The sequence below is a fragment of the Microbacterium aoyamense genome (assembly GCF_023155855.1).
GTDB classification, from domain to species: Bacteria; Actinomycetota; Actinomycetes; order Actinomycetales; family Microbacteriaceae; genus Microbacterium; species Microbacterium aoyamense.
This window is the reverse complement of sequence record NZ_JAKNUT010000006.1, coordinates 1-19,357: the sequence shown is the minus strand read 5'-3', so window position 1 is coordinate 19,357 and position 19,357 is coordinate 1. Positions and strand designations below refer to the sequence as shown.

The following is a 19,357-nucleotide window of genomic DNA, read 5'->3' as shown; positions in this document are numbered from 1 at the left end:
CGGTAGCGTAGGCATGTGGCGCGGGCATCGTCGAACGAGGGCAGGGGCCCCCTCTATCGGCTCTACATCAATCGGCTGCGCAGACGGCTCGAGCCCGGTGCCGTGCCGCGTCATCTCGCCATGATGATCGACGGCAACCGGCGCTGGGCACGCCAGCTCGGCTACGACTCGGCCGCACACGGCCACCGCGCAGGGGCCGCCAAGATGCGCGAGTTCCTCGAATGGTGCGACGACCTGGGCATCCGCGTCGTATCGCTCTACCTGCTCTCGAACGACAACCTGACCAAGCGCGACTCGAAAGAGCTGTCGGATCTTCTGGAGATCATCGCCGAGCTCGCCGAGCAGCTCTCGCACGAGCGCGATTGGCGCGTGCAGCACGTCGGGCGATCCGATCGTCTTCCTCCGGAACTCGCGCGCGTCCTCGTCGCGGCCCAGGACCGCACGCGCGACCACACCGGCATGCACGTGAATCTCGCGGTCGGGTACGGCGGACGTGGCGAGATCGTGGATGCCGTGCGGAGCATCATCGCGAAGCACGACGAGGGGGGCGGATCGCTCGAAGAGCTCGCGGCATCCCTCACTCCGGAACAGATCGGCGAGCACCTGTACACCGGCGGACAACCCGATCCCGACCTCGTGATCCGCACGTCGGGGGAGCAGCGCCTGAGCGACTTCCTCCTCTGGCAATCCGCGCACTCCGAGTTCTATTTCGTGGAAGCCCTTGGTCCGGACCTCCGCGAAGTGGACTTCCTGCGTGCGATCCGTGCCTTCGCGGATCGCGACCGCCGCTTCGGCGGCTGAGCGGTGCCAGAATGTGACCGTGACGGACCTCGAGGCCTTCCACGCGTCGTTCGACGGTGAACCCGGCTACCTCGACTGGGCGGCGTTCGGGCCGCTGTGTCCCGCGGTGCGCGTCGAGGCGCAGGCCGATGCCGAGCTGCTGGGTTCGGGGCGGCGCTCGAGCATCGACCTCGTCGATGCCCATGTCGGCGAGGCGCGCGAGCTCGTCGCGGGGCTCATCGACGCGCCGGTCGACGAGGTCGTGCTGCAGCCGTCGACGACCTACGGCATCATGCAGGCCTTCTACGGACTCGCCGGGGGCCTGATGCTCTCACGCACCGAGTTCCCCAACCTCACGGTCGCCGCGACCCGCGCGAGCAACGCGCTGGGTTCGCTCCAGCTGCAGTGGCTCGAGTCCGAAGACGGGTTCGTGACGCCCGACCTCGTTCGCGAGGCGCTCACCGACGACACGACGGCACTGGCGGTGAGTCTCGTGGATGCCCGCACGGGCTACCGCGCGGACCTCACCGCCCTGCGGGACGTGATCGGCGACCGACTGCTCATCGTGGACGCGATCCAGGGGTTCGGAACCGTCGATGTCGACTACCGCGCGGCCGATGTCGTCTGCTCGAACGGCTACAAGTGGCTGCGGGCCGGCAGAGGCACGGGCTGGGCCTGGTTCGGCGAGCGGGCGCTGGAGCGGATCGCGCCTGTGCTCTCGGGCTATGCCGGCATCGACGGCGACCTGTCGTTCGGGCTCGTGCCCGTGCCCTCGTCATCATCGGCGGCGTTCACGGTCAATCGTCCCGACAGCCTCGCGGCCGCGCGTCTCGCGACGGCGCTGCGCGAGGTACGGGATGCCGGAGTCGCCGCGATCGAGGAAGAGATCGCGCAGCGCACGGGCGACGTCATGTATTTCGCCGACCGCTACGAAGTGCCGGTCGTCACGCCGCGCGAGCCGTCGCAGCGCGGCGGGATCGTCACGCTCGCACCCGCGCCGCAGGATGCGGGGCCGCTCGCGGCATCCCTCGCCAATCACGGACTCACGGTGACGCTGCGCGCAGGCCTGGTGCGCGTGTCGCCGCACGTCGGTACGGGCGGCGATACGCTGCGCCTCTTCGGCGATGCCCTCGCAGCGTTCTCGTCGTCGCGCGTGTGGTGAGGCATCCCGAGTTCACAAACTCGTAACCCGCGCACCGCGTGTCGGAGTTGGTCGGTGTCGGCGGGCGGACGTACGTTCATCACATCGGGCAAGGAGCCCGTTCGAGTCGGCCGTTCGGACCACGACTCGTGACCCTGGTCGACTCGTGACTGCCGGGTTTCCCACCCGGGGCGGGAGTGGGTTGTGACCACACGAGCTACAACGGATCAGCGCAGCACGGCGGCCGAGGCGGGCGGTGAGGTCGATCAGGACCTCCGCACGTACGTCCTGGACACCTCGGTTCTGCTGAGCGATCCGCGAGCGTTCTTCCGATTCGCCGAGCACAACGTCGTCATCCCCGTGGTGGTGATCACCGAACTCGAAGGCAAGCGTCACGACCCCGAGATCGGCTACTTCGCCCGGCAGGCGCTGCGACACCTCGACGAGCTGCGGATCGAACACGGACGCCTCGACTTCCCGGTTCCCGTCGGTGAGGGCGGCACGCTGCGTGTCGAGCTCACGAACACCGACGCGAGCGTGCTGCCGGCAGGCATGCGCCTCGGCGACAACGACAGCCGCATCCTCGCCGTCGCGATGAATCTCGCGCAGGACGGGCAGGAGGTCACGGTCGTCTCGAAGGACCTCCCGATGCGCGTCAAGGCGGCATCGCTCGGTGTCACGGCCGAGGAGTACCTCGCCGAGCAGGCCATCGACTCGGGCTGGACGGGTATCGCCGACATCGCCGTATCGGGTGACGACATGAGCGACCTCTACGAGAGCGAGGTCGCGACGAGCGACGACGTGCGGGGGTTCCCGGTCAACACGGGCCTCATCATCCACTCCGAGCGGGGGTCCGCCCTCGGGCGCGTCACGGGCGACGGCTCGTACAAGCTCGTCCGCGGCGATCGCGACATCTTCGGCCTCCACGGCCGTTCGGCCGAGCAGCGCATCGCGATCGACCTGCTGCTGGACTCCGAGGTGGGGATCGTGTCACTCGGCGGGCGCGCGGGGACGGGCAAGTCCGCTCTTGCGCTGTGCGCCGCGCTCGACGCCGTGCTCGAGCGCCAGCAGCAGAAGAAGATCATCGTCTTCCGTCCGCTGTTCGCGGTCGGCGGGCAGGAGCTCGGCTACCTGCCCGGTGATGCGCAGGAGAAGATGAATCCGTGGGGGCAGGCGATCTTCGACACCCTCGGGTCGGTCGTGTCCGGCAACGTCGTCGAGGAGGTCGTGGCGCGCGGGCTCCTCGAGGTGCTGCCGCTCACGCACATCCGCGGTCGCTCCTTGCACGATGCCTTCGTGATCGTCGACGAGGCTCAGTCCCTCGAGCGCAACGTGCTGCTGACCGTGCTGAGCCGCATCGGGCAGAACTCGCGCGTCGTCCTCACCCACGACGTCGGTCAGCGCGACAACCTGCGGGTCGGTCGTCACGACGGGGTCGCGTCGGTCATCGAGACGCTGAAGGGTCACGACCTGTTCGCCCACGTCACCCTCATGCGGTCGGAGCGCTCGGCGATCGCCGCGCTCGTGACGGATCTGCTGGAGGCGGGCGAGCTCGCCTGAGTGCGCCTGGAAAGCGGGGTCGGATGCCGTCATCCGGCCCCGTTTTCTGCGCCTAACCCGGCACGAATCGATGCATAGGTATGAGAAGAGTCTCATCTCCCGACAGCGATTCGGCATGCGGTATCTGTCACCATTGAGGAAGCAACTCAATACTTCACAGACGCCCGCATTGCGGGCCAGACCGACACCGTGGCGACGACGCCAGGTGGCGGATCGAAGAAGAATCGATCGCACGGTACCCCAGACCCTGGCGATTGAACGGCCGGTTTCCCCAGAGCCAGGCCCTTCTCAGCCCCCGACGTCCCCCAGCGTCGGGGGCTTCTTCGTGTCTGCGGGATGCCCGCGCCGATCACTCCCAGCGGTAGCCGACGCCCCGCACCGTGACGATGTGCTGAGAACCGAGCTTCGCGCGCAGGTAACGCACGTAGACGTCCACGACGTTCGAGCCCGGGTCGAAGTCCATTCCCCACACCCGGCTCAGCAGCAGCTCACGCGTCAGCACTTCGCCGGGGTTGCGCAGGAACTGCTCGGCGAGGGCGAACTCGCGCGTCGAGAGCTCGATCTCGGAACCGTCGACCGTCGCGCGCCGCGCGAGGACGTCGAGCACGACGTCACCCTGCGTGATCGAGACGCTCGCAGACGTGCCGGATTCGCGCAGGCGCGACCGCACGCGCGCGAGGAGCTCCTCGAACGTGAACGGCTTGGCCATGTAGTCGCTCGCGCCGGCGTCGAGCCCTTCGACCGTGTCACGCGTGCTCGATCGCGCGGTCAGCATGATGACCGGCAGGAGGGTGTCGCGGGCTCGAAGCTCGCGCAGCACCTCGAACCCGTCCATCGTCGGCAGGCCGACGTCCAGCAGGACGAGGTCGACACCACCGCCGAGGGCGAGCTCGAGGCCTTCCGCGCCATCCTCGGCGATCGCCGTCTCGTACCCCGCGCTCGTCAACCCGCGACGGATGAACGCGGCGATGTGCTGTTCGTCTTCGACGATGAGAATTCGGCTCATCCTGCTGCATCCCTCTGGAGAACGACGTCGCCGGCACGGACCGGCGCGGGGAACGCCGTCGTCGCGGCGGGGAGATGGATCGTGAAGGTGGCGCCTCCGCCGGGGGTGTCGGTCACGCCGCAGTGCCCGCCGTGCGCCTTCGCGATGGCGTCGACGATCGCAAGTCCGAGTCCGGAACCGCCGACCGTGCGCTTGCCGTGGGCGCGGTCGAAGCGGCGGAAGATGCGGTGACGGACGGCCGGCGGGATGCCGGAGCCGTGATCGCGCACCCACAGGTGCGCGCCTTCGCCGTCGAAGCCGCTCCCGATCTCGATGGGCGTGCCTTCGGGTGTGTATTTGGCGGCGTTCTCGGCGAGCTGCAGCCACGCCTGAATGAGGCGGTCGTAGTCGCCGACGAGCTGCGCGCGGGCGGCGGTCTCGACGCTCCAGCGGTGGCCGGGGATGACCGAGACGAGTTCGCCCACGCGGTGCGTCAGACCGCGCAGTTCCAGGCGCTCCGTCGCGAACGAACCGCCCTCGACGGTGGCGAGCACGTCGATGTCCTCGACGAGGCGCGTCATGCGGTCGAGTTCGGCGATCCCGAGAGCCCGAGCGCTCTGCACATCGGTGACGTCGGACGGGTCCATCAGCTCGAGATGGCCGCGCACGATCGTGATCGGCGTCTTGAGCTCGTGGCGCACGTCATCGAGGAGCTGGCGCTGGACGTCGACCGAGCCTTCCAGGCGATCCAGCATGGAGTTGACCGTGCGCGACAGGTCGGCGATGTCGTCGTTGCCCTCGGCGCTCAAGCGGGGTGAGAGGTCGGTCAGGGTGATCGAGTCCGCCGTCTCGCGCAAGTGCCGGATCGGCGAAAGCAGTCGCCCCGTCACGAACCAGCCCACGACTCCCATCGCGACGAGGACGACGATCGCCGCGATGCCGTACGTCGTCATCGCCGCCGACACGGGCGCGAGCTCGGCCTCCAGGTCGACCGCGCGGACGTACACTCCGGTCTCGCCGTCGATCGTGACGGGGATCGCGATATAGCGTACCGAACCGCTGTCGGTGACGACTGTTCGCGGGATCGGCTCGGTGTCGGCATCCGTCTCGGCGACGACCCGGTCGATGAACGACTGCTCCTGAGAGATGTCGAAACCCGAACGCGTCGAGGGGGAGAACAGCGGCACACCGTCGATGATGGCGAGCGATGCCTCGTTCGCGCCCGGAACGAGGCCCACCGCGGCATCCCGGAGGAAGTCCTCGACGCTCGCGGGCGGATCTCCGGCCTCCTCGGCGATCTCATCGAGCACCTCGACCTGGGCGATCAGCCGATCGTCGATCTCGCGCAGCACCCACTCGCGCTGCACGAGGAACGTCACGCTGCCGACGATCGCGAGGCCGACGCACGCGACCGCCAGCACGGCCGCGAGGATGCGGGCGCGGGCCGAGATCGGGCGAGGTGTGCGGGCCACTCACTGATTATGGCGCTCGTAGGCCCGCTTGCGCGCGAAGCTCAGCCCGGGTGCGTCATCGAGAGCAGGTCGAGCTTCTCGTCGAGCTGCTCGAGCGTGATCTCGCCGCGCTCCACGTAGCCGAGGTCGATGACGGCCTCGCGCACCGTGATGCCCTTCGCGACGGAGTGCTTCGCGATCTTCGCCGCCGCTTCGTAGCCGATCAGCTTGTTGAGCGGCGTCACGATCGAGGGCGACATGCCGGCGAGAGCCGACGTGCGTTCGATGTTCGCCTCGAGTCCGTCGATCGTCTTGTCGGCGAGCAGGCGCGAGGCGTTCGCGAGCAGCTCGATCGACTCGAGCAGTGCCGAACCCATGACCGGGATCGCGACGTTGAGCTCGAAGGATCCGGATGCCCCGGCCCACGCGATCGTCGCATCGTTGCCGATGACCCGCGCGCACACCATGAGTGTCGCTTCGGGCACGACGGGGTTGACCTTGCCGGGCATGATCGACGAGCCGGGCTGCAGATCGGGGATGTGCAGTTCGCCGAGACCCGTGTTCGGCCCCGAGCCCATCCAGCGGATGTCGTTGTTGATCTTGGTGAGTGAGACGGCGATCGTGCGCAGTGCGCCGGATGCCTCGACCAGCCCATCGCGGTTCGCCTGCGCCTCGAAGTGGTCCTTCGCCTCGGTGATCGGCAGTTCGGTGTCGGCGACGATCAGCTCGAGCACCTTCTGGGGGAAGCCGAGGGGGGTGTTGATGCCCGTGCCGACCGCGGTGCCGCCGAGCGGAACCTCGGCGACGCGGGGGAGCACGGCCTGGACGCGCTCGATGCCGAGCCGGATCTGCCGCGCGTACCCGCCGAACTCCTGGCCGAGGGTGACGGGCGTCGCATCCATCAGGTGCGTACGGCCGGACTTCACGACGCTCTTCCACTCGTCGGCCTTCTTCTCGAACGCGACCGCGAGGTGGTCGAGCGCCGGGATGAGGTCGTCGATGAGCTCCTGCGTCACGGCGATGTGGACGGAGGTGGGGAAGACGTCGTTCGACGACTGCGACGCGTTGACGTGGTCGTTCGGGTGGACGTTCGCACCGAGGTCGGCCGTCGCGAGCGTCGCCAGGACCTCGTTCATGTTCATGTTCGAGGACGTGCCGCTGCCGGTCTGGTAGACGTCGATCGGGAACTGGTCGACGAACTCGCCGGCGATGATGCGGTCGGCTGAGCGTGCGATGGCGTCGGCGATGGCACCGTCGAGCGTGCCGAGCTCCTTGTTGGCGAGCGCGGCGGCCTTCTTGATGCGAGCCAGGGCCACGATCTGCGCGGGCTCGAGGGGGTCGCCCGAGATCGGGAAGTTCTCGACCGCGCGCTGCGTCTGCGCGGCGTACAGGGCGTCCTTGGGCACGCGCACTTCGCCCATCGTGTCGTGCTCGATGCGGTACTCGATGTCAGTCACGTCGTTGTTCCTTCTCGTGTGTCGGTGGCGTGAGAGCCGGTTCGTGTGAGTATCAGGCGTCCGAATCGACGCCGAGGCTGATGGAGGGCACGGCGGCGCCCTCGGCGAGGCGGTAGTTCGCCCCCACGATGCCGAGCCGGCCCTCGGCGACGGCCTGGCTGATGAGCTCCGACGAATGCAGGAGCGCCGCGACGGTGTCGCGCAGGTGCTCTCGGCCGACCGCTTCGGCGTCGATGGTCGTCGGCGGCACGCCGTCGACCATCGAGCTGCGGATGACGCGGCGAGCGGCGGGCACGATAGGCGCGATCTGGCGCCAGATGAGGGCCGGAAGAGGCGGAGCATCCAGCTGAGTGCTCTCGATGGCCGCATTGACGGCGCCGCATGCGTCATGGCCGAGGATGACGATGAGCGGAACCTCGAGAACGGCGACGGCGTACTCGAGGCTGCCGATGACCGAGTCCGAGATGACCTGGCCGGCGTTGCGCACGACGAAGAGGTCGCCCAGGCCCTCGTCGAAGATGATCTCGGCCGCGAGCCGTGAGTCGGAGCACCCGAAAAGAGCCGCAGTGGGGCGCTGCCCGCCCGCGAGTTCGGCTCGACGTTCGACGTCCTGACGCGGATGCCTCGGTTCGCCCGCGACGAATCGGGCGTTGCCGCGCCGCATCTCATCCCAGACCTGCTGAGGCGTCCTCTCGGTCACTGCGCTTCCTCCTGGAGTTCTCGCACCTGATCGGTGACCGAGCCCGCGACCTGCTCGAGCGTCGCGGCGTCCGCCTGGCCGTAGACGAGGATCGTGTCCGCTCCCGCACGCGTCGAGAGCGCGACCGAGATGTTACCCGTGCGCGACGGGTCGAGTTCGTAGCGATCCCACGGGATGCCGTCGATCGTGACGGCTCCGACCGGAGCCGCGCCTGACAGCACACGAGCGGGCCACGCCTCATCGGCGTCGAAGCCCTGTGCGATGCGGAGGAATCCGGGGATCTCTTCGTCCGTCGGTGTCGTGAGGATGAGCCACGTGCGGACGGATCCTTCGCCGTCGATCGTCGCGCGCGTCGCGGTCCAATCCTCGGGGAGTTCGGGCGAGATCGCCGTGCGTCCCTCCGAGGAGGAGACGCGCTCGGCCGCTGCGGAGATGTCGAGGGGATCCTGCGGCGCCGGCGTGCCGCGTGGGACGGCGAAGATGATGACCGCGACGACGATCAGCGTCGCGATGAGCGCCGCGACGAGGTTGCGCGTCGTCTGGCTGGAGCGGTAGATGCGGGATGACTCGGCCTTGCGTGCCGCCGTCTCATCGGGCGTCTCGGGGCGTCCGAGCTCGGCGACGACGCGCTGGCGCTCCGCCATCACTGCTCCTCGCCCGAAGACGGTCGTGCCGCGTCGAGGCGCTTCTTCGCGCCGAGGAGCCACTCCTCGCAACGGGTCGCGAGGGCCTCGCCGCGCTCCCACAGGGCGAGCGACTGCTCGAGGGTGGGGGAACCCTGCTCGAGCTCGGCGACGACGCGGACGAGTTCGTCGCGCGCCTGCTCGAACGAGAGGCTCTCCACCGCTTCGGTCATGACATCCATCTTAGGTCGGGCTCACTTCGTCGATCGGCCCGTCGGAACGCGCGGCGAACGACCCCTCGCCGACCGTCACGACGACCGGCGTCCCGGACGGCGCCTGCGCGGCATCCCGCACGATCACTCCGTCGGCGAGGTGCGCGATCGCGTACCCGCGCGCGAGGGTCGACGCCGGCGACAGGGCGCGCAGCGTGGCTCGCAGCTCAGCCGTCTGGCGGTGGGCGACGTCGAGAGCACGGTCGATGCGCTCGCGACCCCGGCCCGCGAGCACGTACACCTCGTGCGAGCGCGTCGTGAGCAGCGTCTCGGGCGCGCGCAGCACGGGCCGCGACCGCAGCTGCTCGAGCTGCGCGATGTCGTGGTTCACCCGGTGCGTGAGACGCGACGTCAGTCGCGCGCGCAGCTGCCCGACGAGCGAGCGCTGCTCGGCGACATCGGGAACGATGCGCTTCGCGGCGTCCGTCGGCGTCGATGCGCGGAGGTCTGCGACGTCGTCGAGGAGCGGATGGTCGTTCTCGTGGCCGATCGCGCTGACGACGGGAGTGGATGCCGCGGCCACTGCCCGCAGCAGTCGCTCGTCGCTGAACCCGAGCAGGGACTGGGGATCACCACCGCCGCGGGCGATCACGATGACGTCGACGTCGGGGTCGGCATCCATCGCCTTGAGAGCCGCGATCGTCTCGGGAACGCACCGGTCGCCCTGGACCGCCGCATGCTTGGTGCGGAACCGCACCTGCGGCCAGCGCAGCTCGGCGTTGCGGTGCACGTCCTTCTCGGCGTCGGAGTTCTCGCCCGTGATGAGGCCGATGAGGTGCGGCAGGAACGGGATCGGCTTCTTGCGCGCGGGATCGAACAGGCCCTCCGAGCGCAGCTGCGCGCGCAGACGCTCGAGCTTCTCGAGCTGGTCGCCGAGGCCGACGTGGCGCATCGCCGAGATCGTGAAGGTGAAGTCGCCCGTCTTGACGAAGTAGTCGGCCTTGACGCACGCGATGATGTGATCGCCGACCTTGAGGTCGTTCGGGATCCGATCGCGCGTCGACGACCACAGGCGGAACGAGATCGCCGAGTCGGTCACGAGATCCTTGATGCGGCCGAAGACGTTGCCGCCGCGCAGGTTCCACTGCGTGATCTCGCCCTCGATCCATACGACGCCCCAGTTCTGCACGAAACCCTTGATGGTGTCGTTGAGGCGGGCGACGGATGTCGGGGCGTCGGGCTTCGAGTCGCGGGGCGCGACGGAGTCGGGCGGAGGAGCTTCGCCGGGGATCGCCGCGGGCTGGAAGGTCGTCATGTCGTCCTCTCGCCGCGTGCTCAGGGGGCCACCGTAGAATCGGAGGGTGAGTGTCGCCCCCGCAGCCCCGGCCGTCCGCATGCCCATTCCGCGCGTGCCCCGCCGGCGCGAGCGCCTCAAGGATATCCCGGTCGACGGACACAAGCGGGTGCTGCTCGCGTCTCCGCGCGGTTACTGCGCCGGCGTGGACCGCGCCGTCATCGCCGTCGAGAAGGCGCTCGAGCGCTTCGGCGCGCCGGTGTACGTGCGCAAGCAGATCGTGCACAACATCCACGTCGTGACCGAGCTCGAGGGCAAGGGCGCGATCTTCGTCGAGGAGGTCGACGAGGTTCCCGCAGGGGCGCACGTCGTCTTCAGCGCGCACGGGGTGTCACCGGCGGTCGTGAACGCGGCCTCCGATCGCGGACTCCAGGCCATCGACGCGACGTGCCCCCTCGTGACGAAGGTGCATCGCGAGGCCGTGCGTTTCGCGCGCGACGACTTCGAGATCCTGCTCATCGGGCACGAGGGGCACGAAGAGGTCGAGGGCACGGCCGGTGAGGCGCCCGACCACGTCACGATCGTCAACTCGCCCGACGACGCCGACCGCATCGAGGTGAAGGATCCCTCGAAGGTCGTGTGGCTGTCGCAGACGACGCTCTCGGTCGACGAGACGATGGAGACCGTGCGCCGCCTGCGCGCGCGGTTCCCCGAGCTGCAGGACCCGCCGTCGGACGACATCTGCTACGCGACGCAGAACCGTCAGGTCGCGATCAAGAAGGTCGCCAAGGACGCCGACCTCGTCATCGTCGTCGGCTCCGCGAACTCGTCCAACAGCGTGCGTCTCGTCGAGGTCGCGCTCGAATACGGCGCGAAGGCCGCGTACCGCGTCGACTACGCCGACGAGATCGAGCAGGCGTGGTTCGACGGTGTCACGACGGTGGGCGTCACCTCGGGGGCATCCGTTCCCGAGGTCCTCGTGAGCGAAGTCCTCGCGGACCTCGCGACGGCCGGCTACCTCGACGTCGAAGAGGTGCGCACGGCCGAAGAGGACCTCATCTTCTCGCTGCCCAAGGAGCTGCGACAGGATGCCGCGGGCAAGCGCGACGATCGCGCTCTCGGCGGTCGAGGGGGTCGCTCGTGAGCGATCTCGCTCCCGAGGTCGGCCCGGACGGCAGGCAGCGTCCGCGGTACGGCGAGTACGCCTCGCCCGAGGAGCAGCGCTCCCGCATCCAGCAACCCGATGTGACCGACGCGCTGTCGGCCGGGATCGCACCTGCACCTGCACCTGCACCTGCAATTGCACCGGGACCGGTCGCGCCGGCGCCCGTCGCGGCGCGACCGCCGGCGGATCGGATCATCACGATCGTGCTGCTCGCGATGGGCGCCGTGAACGTCGTGTTCTCGGTGCCGAGCTTCTTCGACGTCGGCACGGCGTTCGCCCGCACGTTCGAGGCCATGGGCATCCCCGGCGATTTCACGAACACGCCGAGCGCCGACATGTGGGGCGCGATCGCGGGGGTGCTGCTGCTGGCGACCTATCTCATCACGGCGCTCGCCGCGTGGCGGCGACTGCGCGCCGGCAAGCTCTCGTGGTGGATCCCCGTCGTGGGTGCCGTCGTCGCGTACGTGGCGATCGTGATCTGCCTCTCGGTGCCGCTCGCGAGCGACCCGGCCTTCCAGGAGTACATCCGCTCGATGGGCGCCTGACGCCGGACATGACGGATGCCCCGGCCGAGCGGCCGAGGCATCCATTCGTGTCTCGCGTCAGCTCTGCGACTTGCCCGCCGAGCCGAGCTGCTGCGTCGCCTCGACGACACGGGCGGCCATCGCCGACTCGGCGATCTTGCCCCACGCACGCGGGTCGTAGGCCTTCTTGTTGCCGACCTCGCCGTCGACCTTGAGCACGCCGTCGTAGTTCTGGAACATGAAGCCCGCGACCGAGCGCGTGAACGCGTACTGCGTGTCGGTGTCGATGTTCATCTTCACGACACCGTTCGCCACGGCGAGGGCGATCTCCTCGTCGGTCGAACCGCTGCCGCCGTGGAACACGAGGTCGAGGGGCTTCTCACCCGTGCCGAACTGAGCGGCGATGCCGGCCTGGATCTCGCCGAGGAGCTCGGGCTTGAGCTTGACGTTGCCCGGCTTGTAGACGCCGTGGACGTTGCCGAACGTGAGCGCGGCGATCCAGCGGCCCTGGTCGCCCAGGCCGAGCGCCTCGACCACCTGTGCGACGTCGGCCGTCGTCGTGTAGAGGGCGTCGTTCGTGCCCTCGTGCTTGACGCCGTCCTCTTCGCCGCCGACGACGCCGATCTCGACCTCGAGGATGGCGCTGATCGCCTTCATGCGGGGGAGGATCTCCTTCGCGATCTCGATGTTCTCGGCGAGGGGCACGGCCGAGCCGTCCCACATGTGTGACTGGAAGATCGGGTTTCCGCCGTCCGCTACGACCGCCTCGGAAGCCTTGATGAGGGGCAGCACGAAGTCCTCGAGGGCGGGCTTCGGGCAGTGATCGGTGTGCAGGGCGACCGTGATCGGGTAGCTCTTGGCGACCTCGTGCACGAAGGCGGCGAACGCGAGCGCGCCGGTCGCGCGGCCCTTGACGGTGTGGCCGGCGAAGTAGTCGGCGCCGCCCGTCGTGACCTGGAGGATGCCGTCGGAGCCGGCCTCGGTCAGGCCCTGGAGCACGGCATTGACGGACTGCGAGCTCGCAGCGTTGATGGCGGGATACGCGAAGCCACCCGCCTTCGCGCGGTCCAGCATTTCGGCGTACTGCTCGGGAGTTGCGACGGGCATGAGGGCTCCTGACGTGAAGGTCTCGTGGTTCACGCCACAGCCTAGCGAAGCGACGCGCGTGAGGCCGTGGTGACGGGATGCCGGCTTCTGACCGTCCACGAAAGAAGCGTGATTCCTTCATCCGTGCCGACCGTCCCACCCGTGTTCGGGGAGGGCATGCTGGCTAGGCTGGCGGCATGGTGAGTCTGACGGCCGACATGAGCCCCCTGCATCCCGATCGAAATCTGGCTCTCGAGCTGGTCCGGGCGACGGAGGCCGCGGCCATCCGCGCCGTGCCGTTCATCGGCCGCGGTCGCAAGGAGGACGCCGACGGCGCGGCGGTCGACGCGATGCGGGCGTTCTTCACGACGGTCAACTTCGACGGCACGATCGTGATCGGCGAGGGCGAGAAGGACGAAGCGCCCATGCTGTTCAACGGCGAGAAGGTCGGCAACGGACGCGGTCCGAAGTGCGACGTCGCGGTCGACCCGATCGACGGCACCTCGCTCACCGCCGCGGGGCGCAACAACGCCCTGTCGGTCATCGCGGTCTCGGAGCACGGCACGATGCTCGACGCGTCGTCGGTGTTCTATATGGACAAGCTCGTCACCGGCCCCGCGGGTGTCGGCGTGGTCGACATCCGACTGCCCATCGGCGAGAACATCCGCCTGCTGGCCAAGGCGCTCGGCAAGCCCGTCGACGAGATCGTCGTCTCGGTGCTGCACCGGCCCCGCCACGATCGCCTCATCGAAGAGATCCGCGAGGCCGGAGCGGGCACGCGCCTCATGTCCGACGGCGACGTCGCGGGCGGGATCAACGCCGCGCGCCACAACGCGCGCACCGACATGTGCGTCGGGGTCGGCGGCAGCCCCGAGGGCATCGTCACCGCCTGCGCGATCAAGGCGCTCGGCGGCCACATCCAGGGGCGACTGTGGCCCCGGGACGACGATGAGAAGCAGAAGGGGCTGGATGCCGGGCTCAAGCTCGACGACCACGTCTACGAAGCCGACGAACTGGTCAAGGGCAGCAACACGATCTTCGTGGCGACCGGCGTGACGGACGGCCAACTCGTCGCCGGCGTTCGCCGCGAGGGCGGCTACGTCTACACCGAGAGCGTGGTGCTGCGCGGCGCGTCGGGCACGCTTCGCCGCATCTCGTCGGAGCACCTCACGTCGAAGTGGCTTTAGCCCTTCGGGGCACGGCCTCCAGCGCGGGTGCGCAGTCGTCTGGCACAATCGATAGCGGTGTCACCGGCGACGCACGCCCGTTTCTCGCCCCCAGGAGGTCGACGATGTCTGCACCGACCAGCGGTCCCACCGCTGTTCCGTCGACCGGCAGCTCGGCGTCGGTCGAACCCGAGGCCAAGACCGGCGCGCAGGCGGTCGTCGCCGACGCGATCGATCCCGCTCGTCGCCCCGACGTGCTGCTGCGCGTGCGGCGTGACGAAGGGCACGAGGTCAGCGCCTGGTGGCTCATCGGCGCCTTCGTCTTCATCTCGGGCGCCGTGATCGCCCTGCTGAGCTTCGTGCCCGGCGGCTCCTGACCTCGGCCCTACTCCGCCGAGACCTCGAGGCCGTCGAGCACGTCGAGCCGCTCGCGCAGGTCCCCGATCTCGGCGCGATGCCCCGGTCGCTCGGGAGCGGGCTCGCCGGCGCGATGTTCCGGGGGTCCACTCATGGTGTCGTCGGCGAGCGCGTCGAGCAACTCGGGCGCGACGAGCCGTCGCGGAGACTTCTCGATCGCCGCGGGCGCGGTCGTGGCATCCAGCTTCGTCTCGTCGATCCCCGGGAACTTGCGGGCCGTGACCAGCACCCGGGACTCGAGGGAGCCGGCGAAACGGTTGTAGCTGTCGACCGTGCGCTCGATCGCGCGGCGGAGATCGTCGGCGTGCCCGGCGAGTCCGCCGAGGCGTTCGTACAGCTGGTTGCCGAGATCGAACAACGCGCGGGCTTCGACCGACACGTCCTGCTGCGTCCACGTGTAGGCGACCGTCTTGAGCACGGCCCACAGGTTGACCGGAGAGGCGAGCGCGACGCGCTTGCCGAAGGCGTAGTCGAGCAGCGACGGGTCCTCTTCGAGCGCCGCCGCGAGCAGCGATTCGCTCGGCACGAAGCACACGACGAACTCGGGGCTCGAGGTGAGCCCCGCCCAGTAGGACTTCTTCGCGAGCGCGTCGACGTGCGCGCGGACGGCCTTGACGTGCTTCTCGAGCAGCGCGCGACGGCGGCCCGCCTCGGCCCCCTGCGCCGTGAAGGGGATCGCGCTCGCCTCGAGGTAGGCGTCGAGCGGCACCTTCGCGTCGACGGCGATCGCCTTCTCGCCGGGCAGGCGGATGACCATGTCGGGGCGCCCGGCCCCGGCATCCGTCGACACCGACTGCTGCAGATCGAAGTCGACGTACCTCGTGAGCCCTGCCGCCTCGACGACGCGGCGGAGTTGCGTCTCGCCCCAGACTCCGCGCGTGCTCCCCGAGCGCAGCGTGCTCGCGAGCGACTCGGTCGTCGCGCGCAGCGACTCGTCGGACTCGTGCGCCCGGCGCAGCTGCTCGGCGAGCGAGCCGTACTGCTCCTGCCGATCGCGCTCGAGCTCGTCGACCTTCGCGCGCATCGACTGCAGCGACTCCTGCACGGGTGCGAGGGCGCGCAGCACCGTCTGCTCGCGGCGCTCGCGTTCTTCGCGCTGCGCCTGGTCCGTGCGGGTCTGCGCCGCGAGCTCGCGATACAGCACGTGCTGGTGGTCGAGCTGGGCCTGTACCCCCTGCCGCGCCGCCTCGGAGGCCGCGAGACGTGCCCGCAGCTCTGCGTGCTCGCGCGTCGCGCGCGCCGTCGCGCGGGCGAGACCCGCGACCCACCCCGCCAGCGCGCCGAGCGCGAGGCAGCCGATCACGAGGAGCGAGACAGTCAGTGCATCCATGAGCACATGGTGACGGATGCCTCCGACATCGCTGTCAGGCGGCGAAGACCGTCGTGTCGGGGGCGGGGGCGAACCGGATCTGCGACACCCGCACACTCGCTCCCGCCGCGAGGGAGTCGATGTCGTCGGCGCCGACCCGCCGGGCTGCGTCGATCATGACGTGCGCGCACGCGAGGGCGTCGGCCGTCGCATTGTGGTGCGGGAAGTCGGGGAATCCCGCCTCGGCCGCCACGAACGGCAATCGGTACGACGCGAGCTGGTAGACGCTCCGGGCGACCTGCAGGCTGCACGCGTAGCGGTACGGCGGGCAGTCGTCGCCCGTCGCCTCGCACGCCCGCTTGAGCACGGCCATGTCGAATCCCGCGTTGTGCGCGACGAGCACGTCGTCGCCCGCGAAGGCCGCGAGTTCCACGAGCTGCTCGCTCCACGACATGGCCCCGACGACGTCTTCGGCGCGGATGCCGTGGATGCGCGTGTTGAGCTCGAAGAACCGGTCGTGCCCCGCCGGGGGATGGATCAGCCATCCGGTCTTGGCGACGACCTCGCCGTCGCGCACGCGTACGAGACCGACTGCGCAGGCCGACGCGTTGCTGGAGTTCGCCGTCTCGAAGTCGATCGCGGTGAAGTCCAAGGGCACGACTCCACTCTCGCCCGGCCCGCCGACATCCTCGGGGAGCCACGCCGTAGGCTCGGAGCATGGCCGATCGCGAGGAGATGTCCAGGTCGTTCGGAACCGCCGCGGGCGCGTACGAGGCGGGCAGGCCGGATTACCCGCTGGCCGCGGTGGAGTGGATGCTGGAGCCCGCCCGCCGCGAGGGCCACGCGCTGCGTGTCGCGGACGTGGGCGCCGGAACCGGCAAGCTCACCCGCGTCGTCGTCGAGGCCGGGGGCGAGGCGGTCGCGATCGACCCCGACCCCGCCATGCTCGAGTCGCTCCGTGCGGCGGTGCACGGCATCCCGACCTTCGTCGGAACAGCGGAGGGGATGCCGCTGCGCGACGCCTCGGTCGATGCGGTCGTGCTCGGTCAGGCGTGGCATTGGGTCGATCCCGATCTCGGCGCGGCCGAGGCCGCGCGTGTGCTGCGGCCCGGCGGCGCCCTCGGGCTGATCTGGAACATCCGCGACGAATCCGTGCCGTGGGTCGCCGCGCTCACGCGTGCGATGCACGGCAGCCACGCCGAGCAGATGCTCGCGGGCGACGGCGTGCGCGTCGGGGAGCCGTTCGGCGCTCCCGAATCCCGCACGTGGACGTGGACGCGCACCATGACGCGGGAGGCCCTGCTGCACATGGTCGCGTCGCGCAGCTACATCATCACGGCGACCGGCGACGAGCGAGCGCGCATTCTGGACGAGGTCGAGGCGCTCTTCGACGCGCACGCGCAGGAGGAGATGATCGAGCTTCCGTACGTGACGCACGTCTATCGAGCGGTGCGGCCGTGAGTGCCGCCGACTTCGACCCGGTCGCGGCGCTACGCGACGGCGCGACCGACGTATCCCGCGGCCGTCGTGGAGTTCCTCGTGCCGGATGACGCGGCCATCGTCGCCGACGTCGGAGCCGGGACCGGCCTGTTCGCCCGGCTGCTCGTGCGACCGGGCAGGTCGGTCGTCGCGATCGAGCCGTCCGCCGCGATGCTCGACGAACTGCGCGCCGCAGTGCCCGAGGCCGTGGCCCTGCAGGGGACGGGTGAGCGGATGCCGGTGGCCGCAGCATCCATCGACGCCGTCGTCTTCGCGCAGGCGTGGCACTGGGTCGACGTCCCCGCGGCGACCGCCGAGGTCGCGCGCGTCCTGCGGCCGGGCGGCACGCTCGGTCTCGTCTGGAACCTTCGCGTCGAGCGCGTGCCGTGGGTGCGGGCGCTCGGCACCGCGATGCGCGCCGACGGCGACCACTACCGCGGCGGCGAGGTCGACGCCGAGGTCGATGCGCCCTTCGGTGAGCCGGGGCGTTTGTCCGTCGAATGGATGCGAGAGACCACGCGCGACGAGATCCTCGCCGACGTGCGCTCGCGCAGCTACTTCGCGCTCCTCTCGTCCACGGAGCAGGCGCAGGTGCTCGACGATGTGCGCGCCGTGCTCCCCGACGAGGAGCGGATCGCGCTGCCGTACGTGACCGCCGCATTCCGATACATCCGTCCGAACTAGACTGGGTGCCCGTGGCTCTCACTATCGGCATCGTCGGCCTGCCCAACGTCGGCAAGTCCACCCTCTTCAACGCGCTGACCAAGAACGCGGTGCTCGCGGCGAACTATCCGTTCGCGACGATCGAGCCCAACATCGGTGTCGTGAACCTCCCCGACCCTCGGCTCGAGAAGCTCGCCGAGGTGTTCCACTCCGAGCGCATCCTGCCCGCGGCCGTGTCGTTCGTCGACATCGCCGGCATCGTGCGGGGCGCGTCCGAGGGTGAGGGGCTCGGCAACAAGTTCCTCGCGAACATCCGCGAAGCGGACGCGATCGCACAGGTCGTCCGCGGCTTCACGGATGACGACGTCGTCCACGTCGAGGGCACGGTGAACCCCCGCAACGACATGGAGACGATCAACGCCGAGCTGCAGCTCGCCGACCTCGAGACGCTCGAGAAGGCGATCACGCGCTACGAGAAGGAGGTCAAGGGCCGCAAGCTCGACCCCTCGGTCCTCGCGGCTGCGATCGAGGCGCGCGATGCACTGCAGCGGGGTGAGCTGCTCTCGGCATCCGCGATCGACCTCGCTCCGATCAAGGAGCTCGGGCTGCTCACCGCGAAGCCGTTCATCTTCGTCTTCAACGTCGATGAGGCGGTGTTGACGGATGCCACGCGCAGGGCCGAGCTCGAAGCCCTCGTCGCGCCGGCCAAGGCGGTGTTCCTCGACGCGAAGATCGAGTCCGAGCTGATCGACCTCGATCCCGAGGATGCGGCAGAGCTGCTCGCGTCGACGGGGCAGGAAGAGTCGGGTCTCGACCAGCTCGCGCGCATCGGGTTCGACACCCTGGGACTGCAGACGTACCTCACGGCAGGTCCGAAGGAGGCGCGCGCCTGGACGATCGGCAAGGGCTGGAAGGCCCCGCAGGCCGCCGGCGTCATCCACACCGACTTCGAGAAGGGCTTCATCAAGGCCGAGGTCATCTCGTTCGACGACCTCATCGAGACCGGCTCGGTCGTCGAGGCCCGCTCGAAGGGCAAAGCCCGCCTCGAGGGCAAGGACTACGTCATGCAGGACGGCGACGTCGTCGAGTTCCGCTTCAACGTCTGACAACCGCCCGACTCCCGCGCAAACACGCGGAAAGCCGAGCGATCAGCTGGCCGCAGTCCGCAACGAGTCCGCAGGAAGTCCGCGAACCTGCAGAGCAGCGCGCATCATTCCGCGGGTGTGTCCGATAAACGGTGGATCTGGTCTGGCGGTCATTAGTTGATACGGCCTTCGAATGCGATCGCGAACGCGTTCAGCGCCGGCTTCCACCTCGTCGCCCAGCGTGCCCTGCCCCGGCCGGT

At 69.4% G+C, this 19,357-nt stretch carries 20 protein-coding genes; 10 read left to right on the top strand and 10 right to left on the bottom strand.

Annotated features, from left to right (window positions below; all coding sequences use genetic code 11):
- Nucleotides 1–15: 15 nt before the first annotated feature.
- The 3 genes from MA876_RS14965 to phoH2 all read left to right on the top strand — a co-directional run bounded on the left by MA876_RS14965 (nucleotide 16) and on the right by phoH2 (nucleotide 3,481).
- A complete protein-coding gene (locus MA876_RS14965) occupies nucleotides 16–801 on the top strand; it encodes an isoprenyl transferase (RefSeq protein WP_248151228.1) in 786 nt (261 codons plus the stop codon).
- A 19-nt stretch (nucleotides 802–820) separates the two neighbouring features.
- Nucleotides 821–1,942, top strand: coding sequence for an aminotransferase class V-fold PLP-dependent enzyme (locus MA876_RS14960; protein WP_248151225.1), 1,122 nt, complete (start codon nucleotides 821–823; stop codon nucleotides 1,940–1,942).
- 183 nt (nucleotides 1,943–2,125) lie between these two features.
- On the top strand, nucleotides 2,126–3,481 hold the full coding sequence (gene phoH2, locus MA876_RS14955) for an RNA 5'-3' helicase PhoH2 (RefSeq protein ID WP_372491537.1): 1,356 nt from the start codon (nucleotides 2,126–2,128) through the stop codon (nucleotides 3,479–3,481).
- 349 nt (nucleotides 3,482–3,830) lie between these two features.
- Here phoH2 and MA876_RS14950 read toward each other — a convergent pair whose 3' ends face one another.
- Genes MA876_RS14950 through xseA form a run of 7 tightly spaced genes read right to left on the bottom strand, consistent with a single transcriptional unit; the run spans nucleotide 3,831 to nucleotide 10,224 of the window.
- Entirely contained in the window at nucleotides 3,831–4,487 is a 657-nt protein-coding gene (locus MA876_RS14950; protein ID WP_248151222.1) for a response regulator transcription factor, read from the bottom strand.
- Entirely contained in the window at nucleotides 4,484–5,938 is a 1,455-nt protein-coding gene (locus tag MA876_RS14945; RefSeq protein WP_248151220.1) for a sensor histidine kinase, read from the bottom strand. The genes MA876_RS14950 and MA876_RS14945 overlap by 4 nt, the downstream gene beginning before the upstream one ends.
- Nucleotides 5,939–5,979: 41 nt before the next feature.
- Nucleotides 5,980–7,374 (bottom strand): class II fumarate hydratase, encoded by a 1,395-nt coding sequence (locus MA876_RS14940; RefSeq protein WP_248151219.1) that lies wholly within the window; start codon nucleotides 7,372–7,374, stop codon nucleotides 5,980–5,982.
- 52 nt (nucleotides 7,375–7,426) lie between these two features.
- Nucleotides 7,427–8,038, bottom strand: a complete 612-nt coding sequence (locus MA876_RS14935; RefSeq protein ID WP_248151853.1) for a carbonic anhydrase — start codon at nucleotides 8,036–8,038, stop codon at nucleotides 7,427–7,429.
- Between the two features lie 32 nt (nucleotides 8,039–8,070).
- Nucleotides 8,071–8,718, bottom strand: coding sequence for a DUF4245 family protein (locus tag MA876_RS14930; protein WP_248151218.1), 648 nt, complete (start codon nucleotides 8,716–8,718; stop codon nucleotides 8,071–8,073).
- Nucleotides 8,718–8,939 carry an exodeoxyribonuclease VII small subunit gene (locus MA876_RS14925; protein ID WP_248151217.1) on the bottom strand — a complete coding sequence of 74 codons (222 nt, stop codon included), beginning with the start codon at nucleotides 8,937–8,939 and terminating at the stop codon, nucleotides 8,718–8,720. The genes MA876_RS14930 and MA876_RS14925 overlap by 1 nt, the downstream gene beginning before the upstream one ends.
- 1 nt (nucleotide 8,940) lies before the next feature.
- The gene (gene xseA / locus MA876_RS14920; protein ID WP_248151216.1) at nucleotides 8,941–10,224 is read right to left on the bottom strand and encodes an exodeoxyribonuclease VII large subunit; all 1,284 of its coding nucleotides are present in this window, start codon (nucleotides 10,222–10,224) and stop codon (nucleotides 8,941–8,943) included.
- A 79-nt stretch (nucleotides 10,225–10,303) separates the two neighbouring features.
- On the opposite strand from xseA, the gene MA876_RS14915 reads away from it, so the two are divergent.
- Both MA876_RS14915 and MA876_RS14910 read left to right on the top strand, forming a co-directional pair.
- Nucleotides 10,304–11,347: a 4-hydroxy-3-methylbut-2-enyl diphosphate reductase gene (locus MA876_RS14915; RefSeq protein WP_248151851.1), complete on the top strand. Its 1,044-nt coding sequence runs from the start codon at nucleotides 10,304–10,306 to the stop codon at nucleotides 11,345–11,347.
- On the top strand, nucleotides 11,344–11,913 hold the full coding sequence (locus tag MA876_RS14910) for a DUF6264 family protein (protein WP_248151203.1): 570 nt from the start codon (nucleotides 11,344–11,346) through the stop codon (nucleotides 11,911–11,913). Before MA876_RS14915 ends, MA876_RS14910 begins: the two co-directional genes overlap by 4 nt.
- Before the next feature lie 57 nt (nucleotides 11,914–11,970).
- Here MA876_RS14910 and fbaA read toward each other — a convergent pair whose 3' ends face one another.
- Entirely contained in the window at nucleotides 11,971–12,999 is a 1,029-nt protein-coding gene (fbaA, locus tag MA876_RS14905; protein WP_248151848.1) for a class II fructose-bisphosphate aldolase, read from the bottom strand.
- A 176-nt stretch (nucleotides 13,000–13,175) separates the two neighbouring features.
- Between fbaA and glpX the strand changes: the two genes are divergently transcribed.
- On the top strand, nucleotides 13,176–14,165 hold the full coding sequence (gene glpX / locus MA876_RS14900; RefSeq protein ID WP_248151200.1) for a class II fructose-bisphosphatase: 990 nt from the start codon (nucleotides 13,176–13,178) through the stop codon (nucleotides 14,163–14,165).
- Between the two features lie 104 nt (nucleotides 14,166–14,269).
- A complete protein-coding gene (locus MA876_RS14895; RefSeq protein WP_248151197.1) occupies nucleotides 14,270–14,521 on the top strand; it encodes a UDP-N-acetylmuramyl pentapeptide phosphotransferase in 252 nt (83 codons plus the stop codon).
- An 8-nt stretch (nucleotides 14,522–14,529) separates the two neighbouring features.
- On the opposite strand, the gene MA876_RS14890 is transcribed toward MA876_RS14895, so the two are convergent.
- Together MA876_RS14890 and MA876_RS14885 are read right to left on the bottom strand one after the other, a co-directional pair.
- Nucleotides 14,530–15,891 carry a DNA recombination protein RmuC gene (locus MA876_RS14890; RefSeq protein ID WP_248151192.1) on the bottom strand — a complete coding sequence of 454 codons (1,362 nt, stop codon included), beginning with the start codon at nucleotides 15,889–15,891 and terminating at the stop codon, nucleotides 14,530–14,532.
- 34 nt (nucleotides 15,892–15,925) lie between these two features.
- Entirely contained in the window at nucleotides 15,926–16,528 is a 603-nt protein-coding gene (locus MA876_RS14885) for a 3'-5' exonuclease (RefSeq protein ID WP_248151189.1), read from the bottom strand.
- 59 nt (nucleotides 16,529–16,587) lie between these two features.
- Here MA876_RS14885 and MA876_RS14880 point away from each other — a divergent pair, with 59 nt between their 5' ends.
- The 3 genes from MA876_RS14880 to ychF are packed head-to-tail and all read left to right on the top strand — an operon-like array spanning nucleotide 16,588 to nucleotide 19,118.
- Nucleotides 16,588–17,331: a class I SAM-dependent methyltransferase gene (locus tag MA876_RS14880; RefSeq protein ID WP_248151186.1), complete on the top strand. Its 744-nt coding sequence runs from the start codon at nucleotides 16,588–16,590 to the stop codon at nucleotides 17,329–17,331.
- Nucleotides 17,332–18,033: a class I SAM-dependent methyltransferase gene (locus tag MA876_RS14875; protein WP_248151183.1), complete on the top strand. Its 702-nt coding sequence runs from the start codon at nucleotides 17,332–17,334 to the stop codon at nucleotides 18,031–18,033.
- Nucleotides 18,034–18,044: 11 nt separating this feature from the next.
- Complete coding sequence (gene ychF, locus MA876_RS14870; RefSeq protein WP_248151180.1) at nucleotides 18,045–19,118, top strand: redox-regulated ATPase YchF; 1,074 nt, start codon at nucleotides 18,045–18,047, stop codon at nucleotides 19,116–19,118.
- Nucleotides 19,119–19,357 lie beyond the last annotated feature (239 nt).

Coding starts and splice junctions, on each gene's coding strand:
- MA876_RS14935 (WP_248151853.1), bottom strand. CDS start 8,038: ATGCGGCGCGGCAACGCCCGATTCGTCGCGGGCGAACCGAGGCATCCG.
- MA876_RS14895 (WP_248151197.1), top strand. CDS start 14,270: ATGTCTGCACCGACCAGCGGTCCCACCGCTGTTCCGTCGACCGGCAGC.
- xseA (WP_248151216.1), bottom strand. CDS start 10,224: ATGACGACCTTCCAGCCCGCGGCGATCCCCGGCGAAGCTCCTCCGCCC.
- MA876_RS14915 (WP_248151851.1), top strand. CDS start 10,304: ATGCCCATTCCGCGCGTGCCCCGCCGGCGCGAGCGCCTCAAGGATATC.
- MA876_RS14880 (WP_248151186.1), top strand. CDS start 16,588: ATGGCCGATCGCGAGGAGATGTCCAGGTCGTTCGGAACCGCCGCGGGC.
- fbaA (WP_248151848.1), bottom strand. CDS start 12,999: ATGCCCGTCGCAACTCCCGAGCAGTACGCCGAAATGCTGGACCGCGCG.
- MA876_RS14925 (WP_248151217.1), bottom strand. CDS start 8,939: ATGGATGTCATGACCGAAGCGGTGGAGAGCCTCTCGTTCGAGCAGGCG.
- MA876_RS14950 (WP_248151222.1), bottom strand. CDS start 4,487: ATGAGCCGAATTCTCATCGTCGAAGACGAACAGCACATCGCCGCGTTC.
- glpX (WP_248151200.1), top strand. CDS start 13,176: ATGGTGAGTCTGACGGCCGACATGAGCCCCCTGCATCCCGATCGAAAT.
- MA876_RS14890 (WP_248151192.1), bottom strand. CDS start 15,891: ATGGATGCACTGACTGTCTCGCTCCTCGTGATCGGCTGCCTCGCGCTC.
- MA876_RS14930 (WP_248151218.1), bottom strand. CDS start 8,718: ATGGCGGAGCGCCAGCGCGTCGTCGCCGAGCTCGGACGCCCCGAGACG.